The sequence below is a fragment of the Hydrangea phyllody phytoplasma genome (assembly GCF_036985185.1).
GTDB classification, from domain to species: Bacteria; Bacillota_I; Bacilli_A; order Acholeplasmatales; family Acholeplasmataceae; genus Phytoplasma; species Phytoplasma asteris.
This window is the reverse complement of sequence record NZ_BSDA01000002.1, coordinates 127,059-140,653: the sequence shown is the minus strand read 5'-3', so window position 1 is coordinate 140,653 and position 13,595 is coordinate 127,059. Positions and strand designations below refer to the sequence as shown.

Below are 13,595 nucleotides of genomic sequence, written 5' to 3'. Positions count from 1 at the left end.
AACTGCCTACGTAGCTCAGTTGGTTAGAGCATCTGACTGTTAATCAGAGGGTCCTAGGTTCGAGTCCTAGCGTGGGCGCCATCTTTTTTGTGTTTTTTCTTTTGTCCTTGAAACCCATTTTTAAATTAGTATTTTCTAATTTATTAAGTCAATTTTACAATCAATGATTGGCTTATTTTTTTAACAAAATTCTCTTTTTTTTAAGAAAATAATTTTAAATTGATTTTTTATAAATATCACTTAAAATTAAAATAATTATCTAATTATTAAGCTAGTTTGTTGAAATCAATTCAAACTCTAGCTTTTTATTTTTATATATTTTTTTTATCACATCCAAAATTCCCCCAATCCCAACCCAGTTACTTAAAGGAGTATCTCAAGTGTTAAAAAAAGTTTTTGAAACTACTAATTTAAAAGATTCTTTTCAAGTCGAAATAGGAACTTACGCCAGAAACGTTGATGCTTCCATTTTAGTACGCTACCAAGATACAGTGGTTCTTACAACTACTGTTTTTAGTCGCAAACCCAATAATCTTGATTTTTTACCTCTTACTGTTATTTATCAAGAAAAATTATATGCTGCTGGAAAAATTCCTGGCAGTTTTTTACGCCGAGAAGGACGTTCCAACGATCACGAAATCCTCACTTCACGCCTCATCGACCGTTCTTTACGCCCCCTATTCCCTGATTATTTTCAACAAGAAGTGCAAGTAATTAATACAGTTTTAAGCCTAGACCCCGATTTTAAAAGCGAGCTTGCCTCCATGCTTGGAAGCTCTCTTTCTCTATTGATTTCTGAAATCCCCCTTTTTGAAGCTATTTCCGGAGTTTATGTAGGAAAAATCAACGACAAGTTTATCATCAATCCCACTTTGCAACAACTTGCCAATTCTACTCTACATTTGATGGTTGCAGGTACCAAACACAACGTTACTATGATAGAAGCACACGCCAATGAAGTTAGCGAACAAGACTTTTTAGAAGCCATTAATTTTGCTCACCAATATATTAAAAAACTGTGCTTATTTCAAGAAAATATCAAGCAACAATTTGCACCTGCTAAAATAACAAACACCTTGCACCAAACCGAACAAACCCAACAACAAACCTTTTTTGCCAAACACCAATCCCAAGTTAAACAAGCTATTTTAAGTTGCAATAGCAAAAACGATTTACAGCAATTAAAAGAACAAATCCTAGATCAAGCCAAACAAACTCCTTTTTTCAAAACTATTGACACTACCACTGTTTTTGATTACGAAGCCCACAAAAAACATTTACAAACAACAGAAACCCTATTTCAAAAATTATCCAAACAAGAAACACGTTCTTTAATTTTGCAAGAAAAAATAAGACCAGATAAAAGAGGATTAGAAGAAATAAGAACTCTTGAATCTCAAATTGATTTGTTGCCCCGCGCTCATGGTTCTGCTTTGTTTACTAGAGGACAAACCCAAAGCCTTGCTGCAGTGACCTTAGGATGTTTATCAGAAAGCAAAATTATTGACGGTCTAAGCGACGAACAAAATAAACGTTTTATGCTTCATTACAACTTTCCTCCTTTTTCAGTTGGTGCAGTTGGTCGTTATACTGCCCCTAGTAGACGAGAAATCGGACACGGCACTCTTGCCGAAAAAGCCATATCTCAAGTTTTGCCCGAAGAAAAAGACTTCCCCTACACTATTAGAGTAGTTTCTGAAATTCTAGAATCTAACGGCTCTTCTTCTCAAGCCACTGTTTGTGCTTCTTCTTTGGCATTAATGGCATCAGGAGTTCCTTTAAAAAAAGCAGTTGCAGGAATGTCAGTAGGATTAGTTTTTGACCAAGCAACGAATAAATACGTTATTTTAAGCGATATCCAAGGTTTAGAAGACCACGTTGGAGACATGGATTTAAAAATCGCAGGCACCAATAAAGGAATTACTGCTTTACAAATGGATCTTAAAATTCAAGGAATCCCTTTTAAAATTTTGCAAGAAGCTTTTTTGCAAGCCAAAAAAGGACGCCTTCATATTTTAGAACACATGAGCCAAACAATTTCTCAACCTCGTTTAGAAGTTTCGAAGTACGCCCCTAAAGTTTGTATGATGCAAATCAAACCAGAAAAAATTCGTGATATTATTGGAAGTGGTGGCAAAATCATCAATCAAATTATTGAATCTCATGATGGTGTAAAAATCGATATTGAACAAGACGGACGCGTTTTTTTAATGCATTCCAACTTAGAAACAGTCAAAAAAACAGTCGCTTTTATTGAAAGTTTAATCCAAGAAATTCAAATAGGCACTTGTTATCAAGCCTCTATTTTGCGTTTTTTAAGTGACAAACAAGGAAAAATGATTGGAGCTGTGGCACAAGTTTGTCCAGGAATCGAAGGACTTATCCACGTTAATCAAATGAAATTTCAAAAAATCACCGATGTTTTAAAAATAGGTGAAACAGTTTCGGTTAAATGCACTAAAATCAACGACCGCGGAAGAATTGATTTTTTGCTTTTGCCCAAAAATACACAAGAAAAAAACTCTTAGTTTGGCTTTCAAAAATTATTACCAATACCCATTAATTTATAAAAAAATACCGATATCATTTAAGAAAAGTGTGGTGTTAGTGCATGAATGAATCTTTAAATAATCCCAATATCGCAACAAAACAAAACTTTACAGGACTAACTAACAAGCAAGTAGAACAAAAAAAAACTGCGGGTCAAGTTAATGTTTCTAACTATAAAAATTCTAAAAGTATTAAAGATATTTTATTTAGTAATTTATTTAATTATCTTAATTTGTTGATTTTAATTGTAGCATTAATCATTATTTTCATAGAACAATATGAACATTTATTTTTTTTAGTAGTTTCTTTAACCAATGTTTTTATTAGTGTTATTCAAGAAATTAAAGCTAAAATAACTCTTGACAAAGTATCTTTGTTGATAAAAAACCATTCTCAAGTAATAAGAAATAGTCAAAAAGAAAAGGTTTTTGCTTCTGATTTAGTTTTGGGAGATCTTTTATTTTTGGAAGCAGGAGAACAAATTGCAGCTGATGCCAAGGTAAAATCGGGTGTTTTAGAAGTTAACGAATCACTTTTAACTGGTGAATCTAAATTAGTTATCAAAAAAGAAAATGATTTTTTATACTCTGGTAGCTACGTGGTATCAGGTCAAAGTTATGCCGAAATTGTAGCTGTAGGAAGTGATATGTATATTGAAAAAGTTTCCCAAGAAGCTAAAAAATACAAAAAACCGACCACTCCTTTAATGCAAAACTTATCTTCGTTAATCAAAACAATCATTATTTTCGTCACACTTTTTGCTATTATTTTAGCTTTTTTTGCTTTTAATAAAGAAAATAATAAAATATCAGGTTTCAGGCAAAATTCCTTACTAGGTTTGTGTGGCATGATGATAGCAATGCTTCCTTTGGGACTTTTTTTGCTGACTAACATTTCTTTGGCAGTAGGTTTTGTACGTTTAGCAAAACAAAAAACTTATGCCCAAAATCTATTTGGAATCGAAATGTTAGCTCAAATAAACACTTTATGCCTCGACAAAACAGGAACTATTACTGATGGCACTATGCAAGTTAAAAAAGTCATTCCTTATCACCCTAAAGAACTTGATTTTACTAAATTAATGAACTCTTTTTTATCTGCTTGCCCCACTTCTAATAGTACTTATAATGCTTTAATAAACAAATTTAGCCCCAATACTTTTCCTACTTCAACTCCTTATCAACCCTCCCAAAATCTTCCTTTGTCCAGCAAAAGAAAATATAGTGCAGTTGAATTTAACAATTTAGGAACCATTTTTTTGGGGGCTCCTGAATTCATTTTAAAAAACAATTTTAACATTATTCAAAAAGATTTTGAAACTTACACTAAATCAGGTTATCGAGTGCTTTTATTAGCCAAAAGCCCTGAGCCTTGTATTTCTCAAATAACTTGTAAAAACCAAAAATTACACGACATCCCATGCATTCCTTTAGCTTTAATTATCATCAAAGATACTATTAAAAAAGACGCAGTTACTACCATTGATTTTTTCCAGAAAAATGGCGTTTGTGTTAAAGTAATTTCTGGTGATAATCATGTGGCAGTTTCTCAAATAGCTCAAAGAGTAGGTATTATTGATGCTTATAAAACCATCAGTTTAGAAGGACTTTCTGACCAAGAAGTTATCCAAATAGCTACTAAATATAATGTTTTTGGAAGAACTTCGCCCCAACAAAAAAAAATCTTAATCCAAACTTTTAAACAAGCAGGACAAAAAGTTGCCATGACAGGCGATGGTGTAAACGATATTTTAGCCCTAAAAGAAGCCGATCTTTCCATTGCGATGGCATCAGGCAGCCAAGCTACTTGTAATATTGCTAATTTAGTTTTGATGGATTCTAATTTTTCTTCCATGCCTAAAGTAGTTTTTGAAGGCAGAAGAATTATTAACAATTTAGATAAAATCTCTATTTTGTTTTTTACCAAAACTATTATTGCTTTTATGCTTGCAGTTGCTGTTATTTTATTTAATTTTTTAAGACGTCCTTGCTACTATCCATTATCACCTTTGAAATTACAATTTGTCATGGATTATTGGTCAATTGGCATTCCTTCGCTTTTTTTATCTTTTGAAAAAAACAACGAAATTATCAGCAAAAACTTTTTACTTAATAATCTCAAAAAAGCCTTTCCCTATGCAAGTCTAGCTTTTATTAGTTATGTCTTAACTTTTGGTGTGCGAATTGGTTTTGTATCAACCCAAACTCCCGATTTCAAACAATTAGAAACAGTTTCTAATTTTGTTATTTTGCTTTCCACCTTCATTTTATTTACTGTTTTATTTAGAATTTCTCAACCTTTAAATCTAGCTAAATTACTTTTATTTGTAGCAATGTTAATAGGATTTATGACAGCTTCATTTATTTTGGATGTTTTTGAAGAAATGTTTCAATTCGATAAACTTGAAAAAGTTTTATTAGTTTTAATCATCATTTTATCCCTTGTCATAACCCAAATCTCCCAAAAACCCCATCCAACAAAAACTACAAAATCGAAAGAAAACAAATAATTAATATGATTATTTACGGAAAAAACCCCATCAAAGAAGCAATTAAAGCGCAGAGAAAAATTTATCAACTATATTTAGATGAAAAAATTAAAGACCATCTTTTTATAATGTTTTTGAAAAAACACAATATTGCTTATCAATTAGTTGACAAAAAGTTTTTATATGATCTAACCAAACAAAAAACCCATCAAGGAGTCGCTGCCAATGTTTGTGACTACACTTTTTACGACTTAGACACTTATTTAGATTCTGCCAAATTCCAAAAATTCTTAATTTTAGACGCCATTAATGACCCTCATAACTTAGGAGCCATTTTAAGAACTGTTGAAGCTTGTGCTTTGGATGGTGTTATTATGAGTAAAAAACATCAAGCCCCACTCAATTCCACAGTTGCCAAAATTTCTTGTGGTGCCTTGGAATACACTAAAGTTTTTTTAGTTACTAATTTGCATCAAACCATTTTAAAACTAAAAAAAAATCAAGTTTTAATCGTTGGTACTGATAGCAATTCTTCCCAATCTTTTCACCAAATCCCTAAAAACAGTTCTTTGGCTATTATTGTTGGCAACGAAGGAATAGGCATTAGACATTTATTAAAACAGCAATGTGATTTGTTGGTTAAAATTCCTATGTATGGAAAAATCAATTCTTTAAATGTAAGTGTTGCTGCTGCATTAATGATCTACTCCACTTTTATTTTTGGCGATAATTAACCCTTGCCTCCTCCAAAAAACAAACTAATCACTAGCTTTTTTAAGCAGCTAATCATTTATCTAATTTGGGTTACTGTTAGTTTTCTTACCATCTTTCATCCAACATTCTAAATATTTTCTCCCCGGGATATTTTTTTGCACAAAGTAATTTTTATATTTTATTTTTTGCACAAAAACACTGATTTATGATATAATAAAAAAAGATGTTTTGAAAATAAATTAATGTTTTTTCAACTTTCTAACATAAAAGGAGCTATTTTTTTGAAAAAAAATATTTTAGTTTGTGTTTTGTGTCTAAACCGCAATTACAACACCAAACCACGAGCCAATCCAAACTCAAAACGTTTAACTTTAAAAAAATATTGCTCTTATTGCAACAAACACACTTTGCATCAAGAAACTAAGTAAAGGAGTTTTTAACTTTATGGGAATTAAAATAGTAAGCGAAAACAAACCAAATCAGTTATTAGAAGTAATCAAAAGAGAATATAGTTGGCTCAATATTTTACTCATTACCACTTCTATTTTGTCTCTTGCTCTTTGTGGGCAATTATGGCAACAAAAACAGTTTGAAACTATGCATTGGGCATTGCCTTGTGCTTTAGTTCTTTTGAGTGTTTTTATTTTTGCGATAGGTTCATTTGCTTTTTTCAAAGATGCATTTTTGCAAATTTGTAACATTAGTTGGCCTTCCTTAAAACAAATTTTGTTTAAAACATTACAAGTTATTTTTTTCACATTGTTCTTAATCCTTTTTGTTCATGCCATAGATTCTTATGTTATTGGCAAATTAACCCAATTTTGTGTCAAAATTAAAAATTTGTTGAGCAAATAAAATGAATAAAACAGAAAAACAAATAAAAGAGACACAAGCGCAAGTTCAACAAGATCAAGAAAAAGACTCCCAAAATACATGTCACCTTAAATGGTATATTGCTCAAACTTATTCAGGTTATGAAAATGTTGTAAAAGACGATTTGTTAAGAAGAGTCGAAAGCATTGGCATAGGTGATTTAGTATCTAATGTTTTGTCTCCCAAAGAAGCATATTATGAAACTCGTTTGGATGGAAAAAAGGTTAAAAAAGAGCGTAAAATGTACCCCGGGTACGTTTTTATTCAAATGATGATTACTGACCGATCTTGGTTTGTTGTCAGAAACACTCCGCGAATTACTGGTTTTTTAGGTTCCAGAGGGATGGGTTCTAAACCAGTTCCTTTATCTGAAAACGAAATCAATCCTGTTTTATTAAAAATGGGCATCATCAATAAACCCGATTATAAAAATTTTATCGGCAAAAAAGTAGAAATTATTTCTGGTTCTTTTTCGGGTCAAATAGGGCAAGTATCAAGTATTGATGACGACCGTGAAAAAATGACAGTGGAAGTAGATTTGTTTGGTAGAGCAACTCCAGTAGATATTTCTTTCAACGACTTCAAAGAAATATCTTAATTTTTTCATAATTTCTAACATTTTTTTATCAAATATTTAAAATTTATGTTAAAATAAGTTGTCTAAAAAATTTTATCATATTTTTTTATGTGACAATATCAACAATATTCCAAATTTAATGAAACGCAAACAAAGAATAAACAACTCAAATTATCAAGTTTTTTATTTCAAGTCCTCGTTCCAAAGAAAGGTTTTTTATGGCTAAAAAAGTTGTTAAAACGGTAAAATTACAAATTCCTGCAGGAAAAGCTAATCCAGCTCCTCCAGTAGGACCTGCTTTAGGGCAAGCCCAAGTTAATATTCCTGCTTTTTGTTCCCAATTTAACGAAACAACTAAAGATCAAATGGGTTTCGTTATCCCTGTTATCATTTCTGTTTATGAGGACAGAACATTTGCTTTTGTAACTAAAACTCCTCCAGCAAGTGATCTTTTAAAAAAAGCTGCTAAAATTGAATCTGGTTCTGCTAATGCAAGTCAAACCAAAGTAGCTACTATCAGCCACAAACAAGTAGAAGAAATCGCCAATTTAAAGCTTCCAGATCTAAATGCTTATTGCGTTGAAAAAGCTTGCAAAATCATTGAAGGCACAGCTCGTAATATGGGAATTTTAGTAAAAGATTAAAATATTAAAATAGTTTTTACCCCAATTATTCAAATTTCAAATTAAAAAAATTTCTAAAAAATGTCAAGTTGTTTTGAGAAAGGAATTACTGCGATGAAACGAGGCAAAAAATATTTAGCATCATTACAAATGTTTGATGTTAAAAAAACATATCCGCTTCAAGAAGCTATTAGCTTAGCTAAACAAACTCAAGTTGCTAAATTTGATGCTGCGGTAGAATGTGCTTTTCATCTAAATTTAGATCCTAAAAAAGTTGATCAAAATTTAAGAGGAGCCTTAGTTTTACCACATGGCACTGGTAAAGTCTTAAAAGTAGCAGTTCTTGCTAAAGGAGAACAAGCTAAACAAGCACAAGAAGCCCAAGCAGATTACGTAGGCGACCAAGATTTAATTGATAAAATTGCCAAAAACTGGTTTGATTTTGATGTCTTAGTTGCTACTCCCGAAATGATGCCGCAATTAAGTAAATTAGGGCGTCTTTTAGGACCCAAAGGACTAATGCCTAATCCTAAAACAGGTACTGCAACAAATGATGTTTTACAAGCAGTCAAAGAAATTAAAAATGGTAAAATTGAATACCGCCTAGACAAAAGCGGGAATATTCACGCCATATTAGGTAAGGTTTCTTTTGATGAGACAAAATTACTAGAAAACTTAAAAACTTTATATCTTCAATTAATGGCTGTTAAACCTCGTACAGTGAAAGGCACTTACATTAAAAGTGTTACTATTTCAACTACGATGGCACCAGGTATTAAAATTGACCCTGTTACAATTTCGCAATAATCAAGATCAAAATTTTGAAGGAAGGGAAAGGGCATAATCATGATAAAACCTCAGTTAGCCAAAAAAATAGATTCAGTTGCTGTTTTGAAAGAAAAAATTAGCACTGCCAAAACAGTTATTGTTTTTGAATATGCAAGCTTACCGGTAAGCTCTTTTATGCAACTGCGTCGTGAGTTAAAAAAAACTAGTTGTGAAGTAAAAGTATATCCCAAAAACATCATGCAAAGAGCTGTTACCAACGCCAAACAAACTGATTTAGTTACCTTTTTAAAAGGAGCAAAAGCTTTAATTATTAGTCCCCAAGAATTATTAGAACCAATCAAAACGATTTATAATTTTGCTAAAAAAAATAAAGCAGTTAAAATAGTTTCTGGCATCGTGGAACAAAAAATTGTCTCCTTGCAAGAAATAAACACCTTAGCTACTTTGCCTTCAAAAGAACAAATGTTAGCGCTTTTAGCTGCTTCAATGTTTGCACCTTTGCAACATTTAGCAATTTGTCTAAATATGTTAGTACAAACCAAAGAACAAGAAAACCCCCAACAATAAACAATTAATTTATGAATGAAAAGATTATAACAAAGGAGATTGACATGGCTAAGTTAACGAAAGAAGCTTTTGTATCGGCTTTAAAAGAAATGTCTTTATTAGAGATTAAAGAATTATTAGATGGTTTGAAAGAAGAGTTTGGAATTGACCCAACTGCTTTAGCAGTTGCAGCTCCTGGAGCAAATAATGCAGCTGAAGTAGAAGAAAAAACCGAATTCACAGTAGTTATGAAAAGTTTTGATGAAAAAAAGAAACTTGCTGTTATCAAAACAGTGCGCGAAGTAACAGGATTAGGCTTGCTAGATGCTGCTAATTTTGTTAAAGTTCCTGACTCTAAAGTAAAAGAAAATGTTTCCAAAGCTTTAGCAGAAGATATCAAAAACAAGTTAGAACAAGCTGGAGCTGTTGTTGAACTTCAATAAATTATTATCTTGTAAGTAATATAAAAACCTGAGTTTTCTCAGGTTTTTTAGTCTTGCATTGTTTTTATTTTTATACCCCACCCCCAAAACCCAAAAATCGCAAAGACACAATTAAAAATAAAGATTTTGGCAAAACAAACTACCAATTAATAATTTATAGGAGCATAAGATGGGTTATCATAATGTCAAATATGGCAAAAAAGCACAACGTCGTAATTATTCTAAAACAATTTATGATGTTGATTTGCCCAATTTAATTGAAATTCAAAACCAATCTTTTGATTGGTTTTTAAAACACGGTATTAAAGAATTGTTGCAGGATTTTTGTCCTATTGAAAGTTATAATGGGGATTTAAAAATTCACTTTGATGATTATTTTTTAGCACCCCCAAAATATAGCATTGAAGAAACTAAAATTAAAGATATAAGTTATGTTGCCCAATTATTTGTCAAAACTACTTTAGAAAATGTTTTAACTGGCGAAACTAAACAAAGCAATATTTTACTTACTGAATTGCCTCTAATGACTCCCACTGGGACTTTTGTTATCAACGGTACTGAAAGAGTAGTAGTTTCTCAAATTGTACGTTCCGCTAGCGTGTATTTTGCAGGCAATTTTGACAGCAAACTCAACAGAACCACTTATTCTGGACAAGTAATTCCTTCACGTGGTGCTTGGATTGAATACGAAGAAGGCTCTAAAGAAATTTTGTATGCCAAACTAGATCGTTCCAAAAAAATCCCCTTGTCTAATTTTATTTATGCTCTAGGTTTTGACAGCAAAGAAGCAATCGAAAATGTCTTTGGCAAAAGCGCTATCCTTGATTCTGTTTTTGATAAAGAAACTGATATGGACTCAGACAATGCTTTGGTAGAACTGTATTCTAAAATCCGTCAAGGCGAAAAAGTTCCTGTCGACACTGCTAGAGATTTTATCAGAACAAGACTTTTTGATCAAAAAAAATACGATCTGGCTAAAGTGGGAAGATACAAATTTAACAAAAAACTAGACGTTCTTACCCGAGCTGAAAACACTTATTTAGCTTGTGATTTTGTCAATCCCAAAACTCAAGAAATAATAATTGCACAAGACGAACTTTTAACCAAAGAAAAAATTGCAATCCTGAAACAAAATCGTCATTTTTTGCTCCAAGAAATCTTCGACGCTAAACATAATTTAGAAAACGAAACTGATGAAGAGATTTTAGCATATAAAAAAAACCCCCAAAAAAACGAATTATTCACCAAAACTAACATCATCAACTCTCGTACTGGTGAAGTTTTAGTAGCTAAAGATACTTTAGTTAACGACGATATTATCAATCATTTAAGATACAATATTCACACTCTTGATGAAAAAGTATCTAAATTTTTCTTAGGAACTAAAGATATTTATCAAAAAGAAGCAGACCGTAAAGGAGTTTTTAACGAAATTTTAGAAGTCTATACTTCAAAAGACGAATCAGGCAAGCTATATCACAAAGTCAAACTTATTGGAAACGACCAAAGAGAAACCAAAAAACACATCACTTTATCAGATGTTATTGCAAGTATTAATTATTATTTGAATCTTTATGAAAACGTAGGCACTGTTGATGATATTGATCATTTAGGGAATCGTCGTTTAAGATTAATTGGAGAATTGTTAAAAAACCAATTCCGAATTGGTCTTACCAGAGCTGAAAAAAATATCAAAGATATGATTTCCACTAGCAAATTCAGCGAAGTTAACGGTCCAGGAGACCTAGTTAATTTTACTTTTTTAATGAGTGTAATCAAAACTTTTTTCACAAGTTCACGCTTATCGCAATTCATGGATCAAATCAATCCTTTAGCAGAATTAACCCAAAAAAGAAGGGTATCAGCTTTAGGTATCGGAGGAATTAATCGTGATCGTGCAGGCATTGAAGTGCGCGACGTGCACAATTCCCACTACGGCAGATTATGCCCCATTGAAACTCCTGAAGGACCTTCCATCGGACTTATCACATCCCTTTCCACTTATGCCAAAGTCAATAAGTGCGGTTTTATCCAAACTCCTTTCTTTAAGGTTTTGCACCAAGACGGGAAAACTACCCTTTCGCGCCACATAGATTATTTAACAGCTGACCAAGAAAAAGAAGAAATTATTGCCTCAGCTGGGTTTGTTTTGGATGCCAATAATGCTTTTAAAGACAAAAAAATAATTGCTCGTAGCAACGGTGAAACAGGCATTTTTGAAAGAAGCCAAATAACATATGCTGACGTTTCTCCTAAACAAATTGTCTCTGTTGCAACTTCTTCGATCCCCTTTTTAGAACACAACGACGCTTCCAGAGCTTTAATGGGAGCCAACATGCAACGTCAAGCAGTCCCTTTATTAATCCCTGAATCTCCTATTGTAGGAACAGGTGTTGAATATCGCGCTGCCAAAGACTCAGGTTGCTTAATTATTGCTCGCGAATCAGGATTTGTTACTTATGTTGATGCTCAAAAAATAATTATCACTAAAAAACCCAACCAAAATGTTTCATTAAATGGCAAAACCCTTTACGATACTACCCAAGAATTTACCTACGCCCAAGCCAAGGCTTTATACGAGAACAACTACAAAGAACACCAAGCCGAATACACCCTCATCAATTTTGCCAAATCCAACCAAGACACTTTAGTATTGCAAAAACCGATTGTAGTTTTGGGAGAACAAATCAATGAAGGCGATATTTTAGTAAGTGGACCTTCTACATCTCAAGGCGAATTAGCACTTGGCAGAAATGTTACAGTGGCTTTTATGACTTGGGAAGGTTATAACTATGAAGATGCCATCATTATGTCAGAAGAATTAGTCAAACACGATGTCTACACTTCAATCCACATTGATAAATACGAAGTTCAAACTAGAGAATTAAAAAAAGGTAGCGGTCAAGAAGAAATCACTAGAGAAGTTCCCAACGTGGGCGCTGATGCTATTAAAAACCTTGACGAAAGAGGAATTATTATTCCTGGTTCCGAAGTTAAAGAAGGAGATATTTTAGTAGGTAAAATAACTCCTCAAGGAAACATTGAACCTTCTCCTTCTGAAAAATTAATTCAAATTGTAATTGGTGAAAAAGCCCGCGAATACAAAGACTCTTCTTTAAGGGTTCCTTTTGGTGAAGGGGGGATCGTTCAAAGTGTTCATTATTTCTCCAGAAAAAACGGTGATATTCTTCCTGCTGGTGTCAACGAAAACATCCGTGTTTTCATCGCTAAAAAACGTAAAATCAACGAAGGCGACAAAATGGCAGGACGCCACGGGAACAAAGGTGTAATTTCTCGCATCTTACCTAAAGAAGACCTTCCTTATATGGCAGACGGCACCCCAATTGATATCATGTTAAATCCTTTAGGAGTTCCTAGTAGGATGAACATTGGACAAATTTTAGAAATCCATTTAGGAATGGCTGCCAAAAAATTAGGCATCAAAGTGGCAACTCCTGTTTTTGACGGCGTTAATGACTACGACCTTAAAGAAATCATGAAAGAAGCCAATTTAGATCCTGATGGCAAAATGGTTTTATATGACGGACGCACCGGTGAACCTTATGACAGTCGTATTTCTGTAGGAGTTATGTATATGGTTAAATTATCTCACATGGTAGATGACAAACTCCATGCCAGAAACGTAGGACCATACACTTTAGTGACCCAACAACCTATGGGAGGAAAAGTCCAAAACGGTGGACAACGCTTCGGTGAAATGGAAGTATGGGCGCTTTATGCTTATGGAGCTGCTCATACCTTACAAGAAATTTTAACAGTTAAAAGTGACGATATTGTAGGTAGAAACAAAACTTACAGTGCCATCGTGCAAGGAACTCCACTGCCTAAACCAAGCATTCCTGAAAGCTTCCGAGTTTTCATTAAAGAATTGCAATCTTTAGGATTGTATGTAGAACTAATCAAAACCGATACTAAAGAAAATGAAGTTAATAAATCCTTAATTGATTACAAAAAGGAAGGTTATAATTAAA

General features: G+C 32.8%; 11 protein-coding genes and 1 tRNA gene. All 12 read left to right on the top strand.

What is annotated here, in order from left to right:
* Positions 1-4: 4 nt before the first annotated feature.
* The 12 genes from AACP42_RS01500 (at position 5) to AACP42_RS01445 (ending at position 13,594) form a co-directional block, all read left to right on the top strand.
* Positions 5-81 (top strand) — tRNA-Asn (locus tag AACP42_RS01500).
* Positions 82-380: 299 nt separating this feature from the next.
* On the top strand, positions 381-2,528 hold the full coding sequence (locus tag AACP42_RS01495; protein ID WP_212775429.1) for a polyribonucleotide nucleotidyltransferase: 2,148 nt from the start codon (positions 381-383) through the stop codon (positions 2,526-2,528).
* 83 nt (positions 2,529-2,611) lie between these two features.
* Complete coding sequence (locus tag AACP42_RS01490) at positions 2,612-5,059, top strand: HAD-IC family P-type ATPase (protein ID WP_212775428.1); 2,448 nt, start codon at positions 2,612-2,614, stop codon at positions 5,057-5,059.
* A gap of 5 nt (positions 5,060-5,064) precedes the next feature.
* Entirely contained in the window at positions 5,065-5,772 is a 708-nt protein-coding gene (rlmB, locus tag AACP42_RS01485; protein ID WP_212775427.1) for a 23S rRNA (guanosine(2251)-2'-O)-methyltransferase RlmB, read from the top strand.
* Positions 5,773-6,033: 261 nt separating this feature from the next.
* Positions 6,034-6,180: a 50S ribosomal protein L33 gene (gene rpmG, locus AACP42_RS01480; protein WP_212509008.1), complete on the top strand. Its 147-nt coding sequence runs from the start codon at positions 6,034-6,036 to the stop codon at positions 6,178-6,180.
* A gap of 16 nt (positions 6,181-6,196) precedes the next feature.
* The gene (gene secE / locus AACP42_RS01475; RefSeq protein ID WP_212775426.1) at positions 6,197-6,607 is read left to right on the top strand and encodes a preprotein translocase subunit SecE; all 411 of its coding nucleotides are present in this window, start codon (positions 6,197-6,199) and stop codon (positions 6,605-6,607) included.
* A 1-nt stretch (position 6,608) separates the two neighbouring features.
* Positions 6,609-7,223 carry a transcription termination/antitermination protein NusG gene (nusG, locus tag AACP42_RS01470; protein WP_212775425.1) on the top strand — a complete coding sequence of 205 codons (615 nt, stop codon included), beginning with the start codon at positions 6,609-6,611 and terminating at the stop codon, positions 7,221-7,223.
* A gap of 197 nt (positions 7,224-7,420) precedes the next feature.
* On the top strand, positions 7,421-7,846 hold the full coding sequence (rplK, locus tag AACP42_RS01465; RefSeq protein ID WP_212509011.1) for a 50S ribosomal protein L11: 426 nt from the start codon (positions 7,421-7,423) through the stop codon (positions 7,844-7,846).
* Between the two features lie 93 nt (positions 7,847-7,939).
* Positions 7,940-8,632 carry a 50S ribosomal protein L1 gene (gene rplA, locus AACP42_RS01460; protein ID WP_212509055.1) on the top strand — a complete coding sequence of 231 codons (693 nt, stop codon included), beginning with the start codon at positions 7,940-7,942 and terminating at the stop codon, positions 8,630-8,632.
* A gap of 39 nt (positions 8,633-8,671) precedes the next feature.
* A complete protein-coding gene (gene rplJ, locus AACP42_RS01455; protein WP_212775424.1) occupies positions 8,672-9,181 on the top strand; it encodes a 50S ribosomal protein L10 in 510 nt (169 codons plus the stop codon).
* 44 nt (positions 9,182-9,225) lie between these two features.
* Complete coding sequence (rplL, locus tag AACP42_RS01450; RefSeq protein WP_042067771.1) at positions 9,226-9,603, top strand: 50S ribosomal protein L7/L12; 378 nt, start codon at positions 9,226-9,228, stop codon at positions 9,601-9,603.
* Positions 9,604-9,772: 169 nt separating this feature from the next.
* Complete coding sequence (locus AACP42_RS01445; RefSeq protein ID WP_212775423.1) at positions 9,773-13,594, top strand: DNA-directed RNA polymerase subunit beta; 3,822 nt, start codon at positions 9,773-9,775, stop codon at positions 13,592-13,594.
* The last annotated feature ends 1 nt before the right edge of the window (position 13,595 follow it).